General features: G+C 60.6%; 21 protein-coding genes. 17 read left to right on the top strand and 4 right to left on the bottom strand.

The features are described 5' to 3' along the window. Positions 1-32: 32 nt before the first annotated feature. From BLU32_RS18090 to BLU32_RS18075, 4 genes are all read left to right on the top strand, one after another. Entirely contained in the window at positions 33-641 is a 609-nt protein-coding gene (locus tag BLU32_RS18090; RefSeq protein ID WP_093809253.1) for a hypothetical protein, read from the top strand. A gap of 121 nt (positions 642-762) precedes the next feature. Continuing rightward, on the top strand, positions 763-1,116 hold the full coding sequence (locus BLU32_RS18085; protein WP_093809251.1) for a hypothetical protein: 354 nt from the start codon (positions 763-765) through the stop codon (positions 1,114-1,116). Further along, positions 1,113-2,741, top strand: coding sequence for a recombinase family protein (locus tag BLU32_RS18080; RefSeq protein ID WP_093809249.1), 1,629 nt, complete (start codon positions 1,113-1,115; stop codon positions 2,739-2,741). The genes BLU32_RS18085 and BLU32_RS18080 overlap by 4 nt, the downstream gene beginning before the upstream one ends. Positions 2,742-2,859: 118 nt before the next feature. Continuing rightward, positions 2,860-4,137, top strand: a complete 1,278-nt coding sequence (locus tag BLU32_RS18075; RefSeq protein ID WP_093809247.1) for a site-specific integrase — start codon at positions 2,860-2,862, stop codon at positions 4,135-4,137. Between the two features lie 287 nt (positions 4,138-4,424). Here the strand turns inward: BLU32_RS18075 and BLU32_RS18070 are convergent, their stop codons facing one another. The 4 genes from BLU32_RS18070 to BLU32_RS18055 are packed head-to-tail and all read right to left on the bottom strand — an operon-like array spanning position 4,425 to position 5,974. Beyond that, positions 4,425-4,853 (bottom strand): type II toxin-antitoxin system PemK/MazF family toxin, encoded by a 429-nt coding sequence (locus BLU32_RS18070; RefSeq protein ID WP_093809245.1) that lies wholly within the window; start codon positions 4,851-4,853, stop codon positions 4,425-4,427. Positions 4,854-4,856: 3 nt separating this feature from the next. Continuing rightward, on the bottom strand, positions 4,857-5,135 hold the full coding sequence (locus BLU32_RS18065; RefSeq protein WP_093809243.1) for a hypothetical protein: 279 nt from the start codon (positions 5,133-5,135) through the stop codon (positions 4,857-4,859). A gap of 7 nt (positions 5,136-5,142) precedes the next feature. Then, positions 5,143-5,739, bottom strand: coding sequence for a hypothetical protein (locus BLU32_RS18060; protein WP_093809241.1), 597 nt, complete (start codon positions 5,737-5,739; stop codon positions 5,143-5,145). A 1-nt stretch (position 5,740) separates the two neighbouring features. Further along, positions 5,741-5,974, bottom strand: a complete 234-nt coding sequence (locus BLU32_RS18055) for a helix-turn-helix domain-containing protein (protein ID WP_093809239.1) — start codon at positions 5,972-5,974, stop codon at positions 5,741-5,743. 119 nt (positions 5,975-6,093) lie between these two features. Between BLU32_RS18055 and BLU32_RS18050 the strand changes: the two genes are divergently transcribed. The 13 genes from BLU32_RS18050 (at position 6,094) to BLU32_RS22105 (ending at position 15,945) form a co-directional block, all read left to right on the top strand. Then, positions 6,094-6,483 carry a hypothetical protein gene (locus BLU32_RS18050; protein ID WP_093809237.1) on the top strand — a complete coding sequence of 130 codons (390 nt, stop codon included), beginning with the start codon at positions 6,094-6,096 and terminating at the stop codon, positions 6,481-6,483. Between the two features lie 217 nt (positions 6,484-6,700). Next, positions 6,701-7,672, top strand: coding sequence for a hypothetical protein (locus BLU32_RS18040; RefSeq protein ID WP_093809233.1), 972 nt, complete (start codon positions 6,701-6,703; stop codon positions 7,670-7,672). A gap of 58 nt (positions 7,673-7,730) precedes the next feature. Beyond that, positions 7,731-8,009, top strand: coding sequence for a hypothetical protein (locus BLU32_RS18035; protein WP_023432057.1), 279 nt, complete (start codon positions 7,731-7,733; stop codon positions 8,007-8,009). Between the two features lie 9 nt (positions 8,010-8,018). After that, entirely contained in the window at positions 8,019-8,309 is a 291-nt protein-coding gene (locus BLU32_RS18030) for a hypothetical protein (RefSeq protein ID WP_023432056.1), read from the top strand. Between the two features lie 2 nt (positions 8,310-8,311). Next, on the top strand, positions 8,312-9,544 hold the full coding sequence (locus tag BLU32_RS22485; protein WP_157727733.1) for a DUF927 domain-containing protein: 1,233 nt from the start codon (positions 8,312-8,314) through the stop codon (positions 9,542-9,544). A gap of 1 nt (position 9,545) precedes the next feature. Next, positions 9,546-10,886, top strand: a complete 1,341-nt coding sequence (locus BLU32_RS18020; protein ID WP_093809229.1) for a DUF927 domain-containing protein — start codon at positions 9,546-9,548, stop codon at positions 10,884-10,886. Further along, positions 10,879-11,181 (top strand): hypothetical protein, encoded by a 303-nt coding sequence (locus BLU32_RS21885; RefSeq protein ID WP_157727732.1) that lies wholly within the window; start codon positions 10,879-10,881, stop codon positions 11,179-11,181. Before BLU32_RS18020 ends, BLU32_RS21885 begins: the two co-directional genes overlap by 8 nt. 98 nt (positions 11,182-11,279) lie before the next feature. Next, positions 11,280-12,530, top strand: coding sequence for a phage portal protein (locus BLU32_RS18015; RefSeq protein ID WP_157727731.1), 1,251 nt, complete (start codon positions 11,280-11,282; stop codon positions 12,528-12,530). Next, positions 12,517-14,184, top strand: a complete 1,668-nt coding sequence (locus BLU32_RS18010; RefSeq protein WP_093811287.1) for a phage major capsid protein — start codon at positions 12,517-12,519, stop codon at positions 14,182-14,184. Before BLU32_RS18015 ends, BLU32_RS18010 begins: the two co-directional genes overlap by 14 nt. 12 nt (positions 14,185-14,196) lie before the next feature. Continuing rightward, positions 14,197-14,583, top strand: coding sequence for a hypothetical protein (locus BLU32_RS18005; RefSeq protein WP_093811285.1), 387 nt, complete (start codon positions 14,197-14,199; stop codon positions 14,581-14,583). Between the two features lie 63 nt (positions 14,584-14,646). Next, entirely contained in the window at positions 14,647-15,237 is a 591-nt protein-coding gene (locus tag BLU32_RS18000; RefSeq protein WP_093809225.1) for a phage head-tail connector protein, read from the top strand. After that, positions 15,225-15,560 carry a phage head closure protein gene (locus BLU32_RS17995; protein WP_093809223.1) on the top strand — a complete coding sequence of 112 codons (336 nt, stop codon included), beginning with the start codon at positions 15,225-15,227 and terminating at the stop codon, positions 15,558-15,560. The genes BLU32_RS18000 and BLU32_RS17995 overlap by 13 nt, the downstream gene beginning before the upstream one ends. 4 nt (positions 15,561-15,564) lie before the next feature. Then, on the top strand, positions 15,565-15,945 hold the full coding sequence (locus BLU32_RS22105; protein ID WP_040485447.1) for a hypothetical protein: 381 nt from the start codon (positions 15,565-15,567) through the stop codon (positions 15,943-15,945). The last annotated feature ends 41 nt before the right edge of the window (positions 15,946-15,986 follow it).

Raw genomic sequence — 15,986 nt, 5'->3', positions numbered from 1 at the left:
CGGCATCCCACTCTAGAAAAGGAGAAGACGCTATGAATCTCACTTACGATCCGAAGGAAATGGAAAGAGTAGCTGCTGCCCGCGAGAGCTTTTCAGGGCGGCTTTTGACCAATAGCCAGTTTGATGAGGGGATGACCATCACCGGTATCATCGAGCAGGAGATTAAAAAGTCAGGCGTTTTCAAGGAAAAGCTTCAGGACTTTTCCTTCGCTTATGCCCGGACGGAAAAGTTCGACCAGATGAAGGCCGAAACCATTGTGCGTGATCTGTTCAAAGCCAGAACCGGCATGACCATGAACCAGATGCGCGAAAGGCTCAAAGCCAATGAAGAGGCTTTAACGCCAGAGCAAAAATCCGGCGCCGTGATTTATGCCCGCGCCGTCGAGCCCATGGTGCGCGATGGCAACAAGATTTCCTTCCATCGCGCCGCCGCCCACCAGGCCCAGGATATGGCAGCCAATCTCGATATTACCGAGCTTGGGGCCAAGCGGCTCATGAGTGAAGCCTTCAAGCTCCAGCAGGGTCGCGATTTTTACGAATGGGGTAAGGATCTGGATACCCAGTATTATCGCCCGCAGATTGAAGCTGAAGAGCAGCGTGCCCAGCAACCGCGCCAGCAAAGCCTATCGCTTTCACGGTAGATGGCCTGCGGTCTCAAGTATTTTTGGAGAAAGTACTTGAAAATATAGGAATTTATACCTATAGTGTTCTCTTTTTGTTCTGATATGGACAAGGGAGAGTGGTAATAAGGAGAGCGTGAGCATGACAGAAAAGAAACAGCCCCCAGGCGAAGAAAGCGCAGCAGGAGCGGAGCTCAAGGCGGCGCTGCCCAGTCTCGGTATCGACTGGGACTACTATGTAGCCATGCTTGATGAGCCGGACCTCTCATACGAAGAAAAGTGCGAGTACGTAAAGGCATGGTGGAATATCGTCCTCTCCTTCGTTCATCTTGGCTACCGTGTCGACTCCGTGCAAACTGTTCTTGATGAACTTGATATCGAAGAAACGGCAAAGGCAATTCCCGCCTCTCCGCCCCAGCTCCTATCGAGCGACTTTAGGCAATCACGGACCGATCGCAAAGACAGCGCGCAGTCCGGAGAGGAGGTGCCGCAATGAGATATGAAGACGGCCACAGCCACAATATCACTGACGCGCTGATCTATTGCCGCGTGTCATCCAAGGCACAAACAAAACGCGGCGACGGCCTCGGTTCGCAGGAAACGCGGTGCCGCGAATTTGCGCGCTACAAGGGCTATGACGTGGTGCAGGTCTTTACCGACGACCTTACTGGCCAAAGCGCCAACCGGCCCGGCTTCACGGCCATGCTCTCATATCTGAAGTCAAACCGTAAAAATCCCCATGTCGTCATCATCGACGATATTTCACGCTTCGCTCGTAATGTGCGTGTCCATTTCGACCTGCGCCAGTCCATCGCCGCCGCAGGAGGCATCCTGGAATCGCCTTCCGTCGAACTGCGCGATGATGCAGACGGCGAACTGCACGAATATATCCTAGCTTCCGTATCGCAACATCAAAGCCGCAAGAACGCCGAACAAACCATCAACCGCATGCGTGCACGTTCCATGAACGGCTACTGGGTATTTCAATCCCCTGTCGGTTACCGATATGAAAAGCAAAGTGGTCACGGTAAGCTTTTGGTGCGCGATGAGCCGCAAGCCTCGATTCTGCAGGAGGCGTTGGAGGGATACGCATCGGGCCGTTTCGACACACAGGTCGAGGTAAAGCGCTTTCTTGAAAGCCAGCCTGATTTCCCCAAAGACCTGCCCGATGGACAAATCCGCAACCAGCGCATTACCGACATCCTGACACGGCCTGTTTATGCCGGTTATCTGGAAGCACCGAAATGGAATGTTTCCTTGCGAGAGGCTAAGCATGAAGGTCTGGTGTCTTTCGAGACGTTCGTGAAAATCCAGGAGCGCCTCAAAGGCAATGCGCGAGCGCCTGCGCGCAAGGACATCAACGAAGACTTTCCGCTGCGCGGTTTCGTAACATGCGGCGATTGCCACAAACCCTTGACCGCCTGCTATTCCAAGAGCAAGACCGGCAAGCGCCATCCCTATTATCTTTGCTACAATCGCGCATGTGACAGCCGCGGCAAATCGATTCCACGCGACAAGCTGGAAAGCGAATTTGAAACGATGCTGCAAAGCCTCCAACCAAAACCATACCTGTTCAACATGATTGCGGACATGTTCAAGCGTGGTTGGGAAATGCAGCGCACGCGCTCCGAAGAACTGAAGCTGGCGTTAGAGCGCGATATCGCAAAAGCGGACAAACAGATCGAACAGCTTGTGGACCGCATCGTCGATTCTGAAAGTCCGACAGCGGTCAAAGCATATGAGCAGAAAATTGCGAAACTCGAACGGGAAAAGCTGATCGCCGCAGAAAAACGCGCAATAGCAGCAGCGCCGAAGCGCACCTTCGAGGAAATGTTCGAACTCGCTATGGGGTTCCTCTCAAACCCTTGGAAATTATGGGTTTCAGAGCGCTTAGCCGACCGGAGAACAGTGCTAAAATTGACGTTTTCGGAGCGATTAGCCTATCAACGAAATCAGGGTTTTCGAACCCCGCAACTAACTGTTCCGTTTAGCTTTTTTCGGGAAAATATCAAAAAATGTGAGATGGCGCACCCGACAGGATTCGAACCTGTGACCTCTGCCTTCGGAGGGCGCGTTGTTGTGCTTTTCCGCTGCTTCCTGCTGTTTACCCGGCATCGCTAGACTATTATGATCGCTGCAATTTCCAGGCATATGGAAAGGCATCGGTTGCGCGCGAAATTACCCGCATTTGCTTCCTGCTGCTTCCTATATGCTTCCTGTAGCGTTTAGGAGGCCGATTTTGGCGAAGCTCACAAAGAGGCTGATCGATGGCCTTGAACCGAAATCGAGCGACTATTTCGAATGGGATGATGAGCTTCCCGGCTTCGGTGTGCGGGTGTGGCCGACTGGCCGGAAGGTCTATGTGGCGCAATACCGCGCTGGCGTCCGCACCCGGCGCGTGAAGGTTGGAACGCACGGCCCGTTGACGGTGGAAGAGGCCAGGAAGGAAGCCAAAGGCATCCTCGGCGACGTGGCGCGCGGCGAAGACCCGCAAGAGGATCGGGTGACGCGCCGCAAATCGCTCACCGTGTCGCAGCTCTGCGACAATTACCTTCAGGCTGCCGAGCGCGGCTTGATCATGGGCAAGGGTGGGAAGGCAAAGAAGGCTTCCACGCTCTACACCGATCGCGGCAGGATCGATCGCCATATCCGCCCGCTGCTGGGCAACAAGCTTGTGCGCGACATGACCCAGGCGGACGTTGCCCGGTTCATTCGAGACGTTGCCAGCGGCAAGACGGCGGTGGTGGAGAAGACCGAGCGCAAGCGCGGCAAGGCGATCGTGGAAGGCGGCACTGGCACGGCAGCCCGCACCGCTGGCCTTCTCGGCGGCATCCTGTCCTTCGCCGTGTCGGAAGGCGTGATCCCGTTCAATCCCGCGACCGGCGTGAAGCGTCCCGCCGATAACCGACGCCAGCGGCGATTGACCGCCGACGAATACAAGGCGCTTGGGGAGGCGCTGGCCGCTGCCGAGGCCGACGCGGAAACCGCACAAGGGATCAAGGGCGCATGGTTGCTTGCCCTCACCGGCTGCCGCCTCGGCGAAGTCGAAAACCTGAAATGGTCGGAAGTCGATGACGAAGGCGGGTGCTTCCGTCTCGAAGATTCGAAGGAAGGTGCATCCGTCCGCCCGATCGGAAGGCCAGTGTTCGACGTGCTGGCGACGATAGAGCGGGGAAAGGAAAACCCCTTCGTGCTGACTGCCCTTCGCGGCGAAGGCGCATTCGGCGGGATGCCGGGCGCATGGCGTCGGATTGTGAAGCGCGCTGAGCTGGAAGGCATAACCCCGCACACCCTTCGGCATTCCTACGCCAGCGTGGCCGGTGATCTTGGCTTCACCGAAAGCACGATCGCCGCGATGCTGGGCCATGCGGCGGGATCGGTGACTTCGCGCTATGTGCATCACCTCGACAGCGTGTTGATTGCCGCTGCCGACAAGGTGGCGCGGACGATCCACGGGATGATGACGGGAGCCGAAGGCAAGGTGGTGCAACTGCCGAACCGCAAGCGCAACGCCTGAAGCCGTCGCGCGGACACAGTTTTTCGCGGTGCTACAGGTGCTACAGCACGGAAAATAAAAGGGAAATCCTGTAGCACCGTGCAAATCGGCAGGTGCTACAGGTGCTACAAAACCGCTGCGGCTCGTGCCCAAAACGCGAAAAGCCCCACCTCTTCGGTAGGGCCTTTGCGAACACACGACGGCCTCGCAAGCTTGTTATCGCCGACGCGAGACCCGCTGCCTCACTGAAGAGACAGTCTCCAAGCCCGATGCCGAAGCAGAGCGGGAACAGTCACCTATATAGGCTCCTACAGGTGAATCGTCAATGAACCAAGGCCGAGGCCATGCAGGATTGCCTTGCGGATTTCGACCAGTTGGGCGGCACTCATTTTGCCCGTCCTGAAGCGGCGAGCGCCGCCGCCGGGCACGCGACCGTCGCGGAAGCGATCGAGCCGGGAAAGGGCTACGGTCGCCACCATATCGCACTTTGCCCACATCTGCGGACTTTCAAACGGCTTGGGCAGCGGCACCGCAAGCGTGAAGCTGCAATGGTGCGGCTCGGCCGGATTGGGGGGCGTGGTGCTGAGCGGCACAACGGCAACCAGGTCAGCGCGCCGCCGCAATCTCGGCGAAACAACCACGACGGGACGAAGCTTCACCATTTCAGGCGAGATGAAGCCTGTCCCATAGTCGCAGAGAACGATTTCGCCAGGGGAAGGATAATAGGCGAGCGGCATAGTTCAACTTTCGGGATAGACCCGTGTGCGGCGACCATGAAGCCATTCAACGGCCAGCCAGCCCTTTTTTGTGATTTTGAAGGTGCGCCCGTGCAGTCCTGTCTCGCCTTCGACCGCAAGACCCTTGGCTACAAGCGCGTCCATGCTCTTCTGGCCGACGCCGGACGCTTTCGCTAGCGGCTCGAAGTCGATCGCGACCCGTGAGAACGTGCGCAATGCCTTCTTGTCGTGCCCGGTTAGTTCCCGCCAGTCGGCTTCGTCAAAGGTAATCGGTTCGCTCATATCGTCCCTATTGGTATCTGGGCGGTGGAAGGTCGCCAATAAAAATCGACGGGTTGAATATGAAGGTGCTCGAATACTGCCTTAAGCCGCGCCAACGCCGAGGCCACCGAAGCAACTTGTTTAGGATCGTGTCCGGCCCATCATAGTGCATGGTGATTTCCAGAGTGTCCTTCTTGATACCGACCGCTTTGAAAGCGGTGGTGTCTCCCGGCTTCTCGGGCGCATAGATGTTCAAGTCATGACTATCGATGCGCATCAGGTAGAGGGTTTGCCCCGGCGCAACCTGGCCGATCGTTGCACCGAATAGCTCCGGAAGCTCTTGGCGCGGTTCTTCGCGCCGAAACTCTCCCGACACTTCAAACGTCACGCCTTCCGCCCGATCCCCGCCGATGTTGATCAGCGTGAGGTCGATGAAGATGTTTTGGAAACGGTGTTTGTCAACGCGGACTGTTTTCCCCGCACTGTCCTTCTGATCAATCTCAAAGGGCGGATCAAACGTGTTGTGGAGCTGCTGGTAAATTTCAAGGACGGGCCGCTTTCGCCCGACGACAACTTGAACGCCGACGCGGAGCGCACCCGTGAGTGCCGACGACGAAATCTCCATCCTAGCTCCCCTTCTTTAGCCGGACGCCCGGCCCTTCGCCGTTCTCTTCCACGAAGATCACGCCAGCCTCTTCAAGCGCGCGCTGGATCACGTCCAGCGTGGCGTTGCGCGGCTGCGATCCGCCGCCTTCAAACTGGCGGACGGTGACAACGCCGACGCGCGCGGCATCGGCGAGCTGCTGTTGCGACCAATCGAGAAGGGCGCGACCGGCGCGGCATTGTGCGGACGTAATCATGCCTCGGCTTTATCATGATCTGTCGCCTAACACCAGAACTGTCGAAAATAGCTTGATCTATCCCTAATCGTCGGTTATCAACATAACTGTCGTTTTTCGACAGAACAGGAGATAGCAAGATGCCGAACAGCACCGTTCCGGCAGCCGCCGAAGGCTTGCCCGATGACATGACGGACGAAGATTTTGCTGCGATGGATTTCGAGCCGTGGCAGCACGAGCCTGACGAGTGGAAGCCGCCTTCGAATGAGGAATGGGCGCGGCTGGCAAATCCCTACCTCGTATCTGTCCGAATGGCCTGGCTGACGCTCTTCAAGACCAAGCCCGAACTTATGGAGATGATCGCGGGCATGGATCGTGAAGGCATCTTCGAGCTCTACGGGAACGGCATCCGAGACAGCATCGATTTTTTCAAAGCCTTCCTTGCGGTGCTGGAAGCCGCCGAAGCTCGAATCATATGCGCCGGGCTATCCCTCGGCGACGAAGAGGATTCCACCAAAAATCGCGGATGACTTCCATGATGCCGGATTGTGGAGCCGTCCCGCTCGATCGGTGGGACGGCTTTTTTGTGCCGATCTTTATCCACGCCCTTACCGCTCCCCGTATTCTGGAAAGCCGAAGCAACGCCGGGAAAACGAAAGTCGGTGGAAATGACAGCAAGGTGTCGTTAGGGCTTGCGCTCTATTCAAATGACAGCTAAGTGTCGTTTCGTGAGATAGGAAGGCCGTGATGCACACCGGGAAGTTAGCGTTCGATCAAAGCAAGGTTCTGGCATGGTGGACCGGACGGATCACCAATGCCGAGCTGGCCGAATGGACGGGCCAGACCGAACGCGACATTCGATTGATCCTCGATACTCCCTACATGCGCGGACAGATTCAGGGCGGTGGGCGCGGCAGCAAGAACACCCGCCGCATTTCCCGGCAGGCCCGCAACGCGGTGGCGATTGTCGCAGCGCTTCGCAAGGGCGGCTTGTCGATCGAGGCTGCCGCCAATCTGTTGAATGCCGTTCCCGTGCTGGCGAGCTTCCCGACCGAGACAATCGACTTCAGCCCCAATTTTCTCGAAGCGTCTCCATCGCCCTATGGGGGCATTGCCATGCTGGCGATCGAACAGCCGGATGGCGGATGGTTGCCGACCGATAACGTTCCTCGCCATGTTTTCGACAGGCATTGCCGCCCGATCGTGAAGGTCGATGCACCGAAAGAAGTCAGCATCGGTGAGATCGCATGGTTGCCCGTGTGGCAGGAAGAAATGATCGGCGGCTTGCCTGAAGGCTGGCGCAGCTTCGGCGAACCGCTCTACCGGCCCGAAATCGATCCGCTCGGCATCTACGAGTTCAACAACACGTCGCCCGACACGCACGACGCGGTGGATCATCACTTCTACATTGTGGATGGCCGCTGGGTTTGGGTTCGCTACCACGATCCCGACCCGCGCCAGTACGCCGTTGACGTGTTCCAGTGGATGGAACTGCGGCAGGAAAGGCGCTTCGACCACAAAAGCATTTCGTTCGACTTCGAGCCGATCGCCGAGCTTCGCCAGGAAGACCGGACAGCGAAATCCATTCTGCGTGACGAAGAGAAGGAGCCGGAAGCCCGCCGCGCGTGGGAGCAATTTCAAACGAAGCTGGACGTGAACGCCTCGTTAGCGATCCGGCAAATGAAGCGGGTTGCCCTTGGGCTTACCGCGCCGCCGTAGCGGAAAGGTGTCTGTAGCAAAGCCGGTGAAGACCGGGACGGACTGAAAGGAACCGAAGATGACTGAAGAATTGAAACCCGCTTCGGCGGGAACGGCGGAGCCTTGCCTTCCGCCCGCCCTTCGCAAGCCCCGCCTTCGTCGGTGGGAAGCTGCCGATTATCTGAAGATCGTTCACGGGATCGAGGTTGCCCCGGCAACGCTCGCGAAGTGGGCTTCGGTCGGTGGCGGCCCTGCCTATCAGAAGGTGAACCGCACCCCGCTCTATCCGACTGTGGAGCTGGATAGCTGGGCCGCCGACAAGCTGGGCGATCCCGTCCGCAACACCTCTCACGGCTAGGACGGGATCGTGCTGGATTTCGCCCGCATCAATGCCGCCGCGATTGCCGCACTGCCGTCGCTCTTGGCGCGGTGGCTGCCCGATGGTCGCCGCGTCGGCCACGAATGGGTGGCGCGCAATCCTCGGCGATCCGATCGCAACCCCGGAAGCTTCCGGGTGAACATGAATACCGGCAAATGGGCCGACTTCGCCACCGACGAATGCGGTGGTGATCCGGTGAGCCTTGCCGCGTATCTGGCAGGAACCGGCCAGGCCGAAGCCGCCCGCGCCCTCGCTGACATGCTGGGGGTGGACGCATGACTATGAACGCGATGTTTGCGCCCTTGTCGGCGGACGAAATCGCGCTGGCCGAAAGCCCCGCGCCGAAGGCAGGCGAGAAGCTGCCGATCGTTCCCGTGCCCGATCACGCGCCCGCCATGCAGTTCCGGCACCCGAAGTTGGGGGAGCCGGTGAAGGCGTGGCCTTATCACGATCCTGAAGCCCGATTGATCGGCTACGTCGCCCGGTTCGACTATGTGGACGATGCTGGCAACCCGGCGAAGGATTATCTGCCGATCACCTATTGCGACCTCGGCAAAGGCCGCCGCGCCTGGCGCGCGAAGGGCATTCCTGAACCGCGCCCGCTCTATGGCCTGCCCGGCATCGTCACCCGCACCGATGCCCATATCATTGTTGCCGAAGGTGAGAAGGCCGCCGACGCTGCCGCGATCCTCTTCCCCGATATGACAGCGACAACGCCGCCGCATGGCGCGAAGTCGCCTCACAAGGCAGATTGGTCCGCCGTCGCCGGGCGCACCGTGATCATTGCGACCGACAATGACGAAGCCGGACAGCAATTCGGCGACAGGGTTTGCGAACTGGCGCGCGCGGCTGGCGCTGCCGCCGTCCTGCACCTTCCGCCCGATCGCCTCGGCGCATGGATATGGATGGACGGTGAAAAAACGCTTCGCGAAGGCGTGATCCCGAAAGGCTGGGATATTGCCGACGCGATCGAAGAGGGTTGGACCGCCGAGGCCGTCGCCGAGCTGAAGAGCGATCCGGCCTTCCTGCCGATCTATCACGATGCCGAAGAGCGCGAAACCCTTCGCCGCGTTGCCGCTGGCGAGCCTGAAGAGTTGACCCGCTGGCCGTTCCGCGTGGTCGCCAATGGCGTCGAAAAGCGCATCGAACGCGCCGACAAGGAAACCGGCATCATCACGATCGAATGGAAGTGGTTTTGCTCGCTTCTCGAAGTGGTCGCCGAAACCCGTAGCACCGAAAGCGAAGACTGGGGCCGCCTCTTGCGCGTCACCGATCGCGATGGCCGCACGAAGGAATGGAGTATGCCCATGCGGCTGCTGGCCGGTGACGGCACCGCCTACCGCGAACACCTGCTTTCCCTCGGCATGATCATGGCACCGGGCCGCTTCGCCCGTGACGCTTTGCACGAATACATCTCGACCGCCCGGCCAGACACGAAGGCACGTTGCGTCAATCGTCTCGGCTGGGGCGGACGCGCCTTCGTCCTTCCCCGGCAGACCTTCGGAGACAATTAGAATGGCCGAACGCATCATCTATCAGAGCGACGGCATGGCCGATGATCCCTACCGCGTCGGCGGTGAGCTGGCGGGATGGCAAGAGGGACTTGCCCGATATGCCGCTGGCAATTCCCGGCTGGCGTTTGCGATGAGTGCCGCCTTTGCCGGGCCGCTCTTGCTGCCCGCCGAGGCGGAATCCGGTGGCTTTCATTTTCGCGGTGGCTCTTCGATCGGCAAGACGACCGCCCTTCAGGTCGCCGGATCGATATGGGGCGGGCGCGACTTTCCCCGCACCTGGCGCGCGACTTCGAACGGGCTGGAATCGGTGGCGTTGATGCACTGCGACACCCTCTTGCTGCTCGATGAAATGGGCCAATGCGATAGCCGGGAAGTCGGCCAGGTCGCCTACATGCTGGCGAACGGCCAGGGCAAGACCCGCGCCGGGCGAAGCGGTGAAGCGCGCCGCGCGGCCCGGTGGCGCACCCTCTTCCTTTCGACGGGGGAGATTGGCCTTGCTGACAAGATCGCCGAGGATGGCAGGGGCCGCCGAGCGGCAGCCGGGCAGGAAGTCCGCATCGTGGATATTCCGGCAGATGCAGGCGCGGGCATGGGGATCTTCGAAACTCTTCATGGCTTCCCGTCCGCCGATGCCTTCGCCCGGCACCTGAAGGCGGCAGCCGGTGAGCATTTCGGCCACGCTTCCCATGCCTATCTTGATCGGCTGACCCGCGACTTCGACGGTATCGCGCCCGTGGTGAGCGGTTTCCAGAATGAGTTTGTCACCGAGAACTGCCCGCCGAATGCCGATGGACAGGTGAGCCGCGTTGTGGCGCGCTTCGCTCTTGTGGCTGCCGGTGGTGAAATGGCGACGGCCTTCGGTGTGCTGCCGTGGCAGCCGGGCGAAGCGACCAAGGCAGCGGCGAAGTGCTTCCGCGATTGGCTCGACACACGCGGCGGGATCGAACCGGCTGAAGAGCGCGAAGCGTTGTCCGCCGTCCGCCGCTTTATCGAGCTGCACGGCACGTCCCGCTTCGAGCCGATGGGCAGCCTTGCCCCGACCGACAACATAGGCGCACCGATCGACACGCGCATTCAGAACCGGGCGGGCTTCCGCCGTCGCGATGATGAGGGAAGCATTGAATATATCGTCCTGCCCGAAGTCTGGCGCGGCGAAGTGTGCGCTGGGCTTGACGCGGTGATGGTTGCGAAGACGTTGGCCGGGCGCGGGATGCTGAAGCCCGGCAGCGGGGGCAAGCTCCAGAATAACCAGCGTGTGCCCGGCTTCCCCTCGGCGATCCGGTGCTACGTGGTTACGTCCGGCATCCTCGGCGACGATGCAAGGGAGGCCGCCCGTGCCTGATCTTGCGCGGTTCACCGACTTCGCCAGCCGTGTCGGCGCTGTAGCACCGGCCTGTAGCACCTGTAGCACCGTAGCACCCGCCAAGGTGCTACCGATATTATCCAGTAATATCAATGTTGTAGCACCTGTAGCACCTGTAGCACCACGAATTGACGATGAGACGCGCGAAAGTGACCTTCTCGACGCCTACGAAGAGCGCGCCGCGATCATGGAATATGACGGCGGATTGCCCCGCCACGAAGCCGAAGCTCTTGCTTGGAAGGAAGTCTTCGGCGACCGGGCCAGGGCAGCGTAAAGCCCCGGCAAATCCCTGAATTTCCTCGCCTTTTCGAGCACTTCTAAGACGGCCTTCAGGGCCGTTTTTGCTTTGAATACTGGACATTCGCCCCGATCTTGACCCCGCAACCTTGTGCGCGGGTGATGATGTTCGAGGGCTTCAAGAAACTGATCGGACTGGAAACGAAGACAACTCTGGCGGACCCTTCGCCGGAGCTTATTGCTTTGTTCGGCGCAACGCCGTCCGCGTCCGGTGTGGCCGTCACGCCCGAAACCGCGATGCGCTGCCCGACCGTGTATGCGTCGGTGAAGGTGATCGCTGAATCCGTCGCGCAACTGCCCCTTCATCTTCATCGCCGGAAGCCCGATGGCGGCAAAGAGCGCGCCACCGATCACCCGCTTGCCGAGCTGTTGCACGGCCAGGCGAACGAATGGACTTCTGCCTTCGAGTTCCGGCTTTTCATGCAGACCGCGCTTTGCCTTCACGGCAATGCGTTCGCCTTCATCAATCGGACGGGCGGCAAGATCGCCGAGCTTATCCCTATCCCGTCGCCATGCGTCACCGTGGAAGTCGATCCCATCACGATGGAGCCTTCCTATAAGGTTTCGTCCGGTGACGGCGGCCAGCGCGTCTATGACCGCACCGAAATCTTTCACCTGAAGGCACTCGGCACTTCGCCGCATGTCGGCATGTCGCCGATCACGCAGATGAAGGAAGCGATCGGCCTGGCGCTGGCGATGGAAGAGCACGGCGCGCGCATCTTCAGTTCCGGCGCGCGTCCCGGTGGCGTCTTCAAATACGGCAAGACCCTCGGCCCGGAGGCCCTAAAGCGGCTTCGCGAAAGCTTCAACGCCGCCCATGCTGGCGGCTCGAATGGCGGAAAGACCCTGATCCTCGAAGACGGGATGGACTTCGAGGCTCTGCAATTCACCAGTGTCGATCTTCAGTTTCTCGAATTGCGCCGCCACCAGGTCGCCGAGATCGCGCGCGGGTTCCGCATTCCGCTTCATCTGCTTCAGGAGCTTGAACGGGCGACGCACAACAACGCCGAAAGCATGGGGCAGCAATTCCTTTCGCTGACCCTCTTGCCCTGGCTGAAGTGCTGGGAAGGCGGCATCCGCCGCGCCCTCCTCACCCCGGACGAGCGCCCGGAATACTACGCCGAATTTCTCACCGACGATCTTGCCCGCGCCGATCTGGCCGCCCGGTTCGACGCCTACGCCAAGGCCGTCACCAACGGCCTGCTTTCGCCGAACGAAGTGCGAGCTGCCGAGAACCGCGCGCCCTATGCGGGTGGCGATCAATTCCGTCTGCCGATGAACACCGAAGACGCCAATGCGGCAGGGGGCGGCAATGGATCGCGTTGATATTGAAGTCAAGTTCGCAACCGACGAAGCCGGGATTCTCACCGGCTACGCCAGTGTGTTCGACGGTGAGCCGGACAGCTATGGCGACGTGATCGAAAAGGGCGCGTTCACGAAGAGCCTGGCCGAACACAAGGCGGCTGGCACCACGCCGCTCATGTTGTGGCAGCACGATCCTTCCGAACCGATTGGCGTTTGGCTTGAGCTTCGGGAAGACGCGACTGGCCTTGCCGTCACTGGCCGCCTGATCCTCGAAACCCGACGCGGCCAGGAAGCCTATGCGCTGCTCAAAAGTGGCGCGTTCAATGGCCTTTCGATCGGCTTCCGCACACGCGCTTCGGAGCGCCGGGCCGGTGGCGGCCGCAAGCTGCAAGACCTCGAACTTATCGAAATCTCGCTTGTCTCCGTTCCCGCCGCAACGCGGGCGCGCGTGACCAGCGTGAAGACGGCGCAAGCCGGAAACCCTGCCGCGATGGGCGCGGCTATCAAAAGGAGCCTGATCATGGCTGTTGAGAAGAAGGCGCCCGCGCCTGAAGCGGGAACTGAAGGTGATGACGTGGAAACCCGCGTTGCCACCCTCGAAGAGAATGTGGCCGGGATCGATACCCGGCTGAAGTCGGTGGAAGAAAGCGTCGGCAACGTCGCCAAGTCCGCCGAGCGCATCGAACAGAAGCTGAATCGCCCCGGCGCGTCGGTTGAGACGAAGACGGCACCGGAGAAGGTTGAGGCGAAGGCTTTCGTCGGCTTCCTTCGTCATGGGCGCGAAGCTCTTCCTGCCGATGAGGTGAAGTCGCTTCGCGTGGCCGACGACACGGCGGGCGGCTACCTCGCACCCGACGATTTCGTTGCCCAGGTGATCAAGGGCATCGTGGAAGTGTCGCCGGTTCGCCAGGCCGCCAAGGTCGGCGCGACTTCTTCCGGCGCGGTGATCCTGCCGAAGCGCACTGGCAAGCCTACGGCTTCGTGGGTTGGCGAAACCGAGAACCGCCCGGAAACGGGATCAACCTACGGCCAGGTGGAAATCCCGGTTCACGAAATGGCCTGCTACGTGGACGTGTCGCTTCGTCTTCTCGAAGATGCCGCCGTCAACGTGGAAGCCGAAGTTGCTTTCGATCTGGCCGAAGAGTTCGGTCGCCTCGAAGGCAGCGCGCTTGTCGCGGGCAATGGCGTCAAGAAGCCTGTCGGTTTCATGACCGACGACGCGGTTGCCTACACCCCGACCGGCAACGCTTCGACCCTCGGCACCGCGCCCGCCGATACGCTGATCACGCTCATGTATGCCATGCCCGCCTTCTACCGGAATGCCGGTGCGTGGATGATGAACGGGAACACGCTGGCGGCTATCCGCAAGCTGAAGGACGGCCAGGGCAATTTCCTCTGGCAGCCGTCCTATCAGGCCGGGCAGCCCGAAACGATCCTTGGCCGCCCCGTCATCGAAGCGCCCGACATGGACGATGTTGGCGCGGGTGCCGAGCCGATCGCCTTCGGCGACTTCGCCCGGGCCTATCGCATCTACGATCGCGTGGCGCTTTCGGTGATGCGCGACCCCTACAGCCAGGCCACGAACGGCCTTGTCCGGTTCCATGCCCGCCGCCGTGTCGGTGGTGGTGTGGTGTTCGCCGAGGCGCTTCGCAAGCTTCGCTGCGCAACCTCGTAAGGAGCAATGACCATGCGTGACCTCGCAAACAACCTCGGAGCCGTGCAGGCCGTTGCGCCCGCCGTGCTTTCCGCCACGAACACTTCCGACCCGATCGACCTTCAGGGCTTCGAGAGCGCGGCGGTTGTCATCAATACCGGCGCGATTGCCGGTGATGGTGATTTCACCGCCAAGCTTCAGGAGAGCGACACCACGACCAGCGGCGATTTTGCTGACGTGGCTGCCGCCGATCTTGTCGGAACCTTCCCGGCCAGCCTCGAAGCCGCTTCGGTGGTGAAGGTCGGCTACATCGGAAACAAGCGTTACCTGCGCACCGTCCTCACGAAGAACGGTGGCACCTCGATCGCTGCCGGCGCGGTGGTGATCAAGGGCCATGCGCACCAGCGCCCCGTTGCCTGACCCGGCTTGCCCGGCTGGCTTCGGCTGGCCGGGCTTGCTCCTTCAATCGAGAGGTTGCGAGCGATGCCCCTGATCTTGGAGACAGCACCCGTGAACGATCCCGTCACCTTGGAAGAGGTGAAGGAGCACATTCACGTTGACTTCAATGACGAAGACGCCCGCATCGCCGATTTCATCAAGGCCGCCACGCAACGCCTCGATGGGCGCGACGGGTCGCTTGGCCGCTGCCTTGTCACGCAAACGTGGAATCTCACCCTCGACCGCTTCGCCAGCGAAATCGCGATCCCGCTGCCGCCGTGCCAGTCGATCGACGCAATCACCTATGTCGATCCCGATGGCGTCACCCAAACCCTTGCCCCGACAGAATACCAGGCGTTTGCCCTCGGCACTGTGGAAGGTGCGAAGGTCCGTCCGGCCTATGGCAAGAGCTGGCCGACGATCCGCAATGTGCCGGAAGCGGTGACGATCACGTTCACGGCAGGCTTCGGCGACGATCCTGAAGATATTCCCGAACCGATCCGCACCGCGATCAAGATGCGCGTCGGCCACCTCTTCGAGCATCGCGAAAGCGTGGTGATCGGATCGGGCTTCATCACCGAAACGCCCGATGGCGCTGAAGATTTCGTGCGCGATCATAAGACGTGGAGCTTCTGACCATGCGCGCGGGTGACATGGATCGGCGCATCATCGTGAGCCAGCCGGGCGAGATCATCGATTACGATCCGTTCGGTTCACCGATTTATGGCGACCCGACCGAATACGAAGTTTGGGCGCATGTCTCGCAACAGTCGGGCCGGGAGTTCTTCGCCGCTGGCGGCATTCAATCTTCGCGGATGGTTGTCTTCCGCCTGCGATGGATCGACGGCATCACCGTTCTGGATAGCGTCAAGTATGGCGGGCGCGATCACAACATTCAGGAAGTGCGAGAGCTGGGCCGGAAAGAAGGGCTTGAACTGCACACCATAACGAGCGGGTGACAAAATGCCGTGGTCGCCGCCGAAGCACTGCCCCGCTGGGCATCCGCCATTCACCGATAGACGCTGCCCGCTCTGCGCCTCGAAGGCCAAGGCTGCCGCCGATGAGCGCCGCCCGTCTGCCCGCGCCCGTGGCTATGACAGCAAGTGGCAGCGGGAAAGCAAAGCCTTCCTCGCCTTGCCGGAGAACCGCTTGTGCGCCTGTGGCTGCGGCCAGGTCGCCGACATGGTGGATCACCGCACCGCTCACAAGGGCGATATGCGCCTCTTCTGGGATCGATCGAACTGGCAGCCGATGAACCGCCGTTGCAACAGCCGGAAGGCCGTGGCGACCGAAGGCGCGTTCGGCAGGCCGATCAACATGGGAGGGGGAGGTTTTGAATTTTGACCGAACCCGCTGGGACCGACGCCCCCATCTCGCGCGCAATC

Source organism: Stappia sp. ES.058 (assembly GCF_900105595.1).
Classification (GTDB): domain Bacteria; phylum Pseudomonadota; class Alphaproteobacteria; order Rhizobiales; family Stappiaceae; genus Stappia.
The sequence above is the reverse complement of the archived record's forward strand: the minus strand, read 5'-3'. Positions and strand labels throughout refer to the sequence as shown.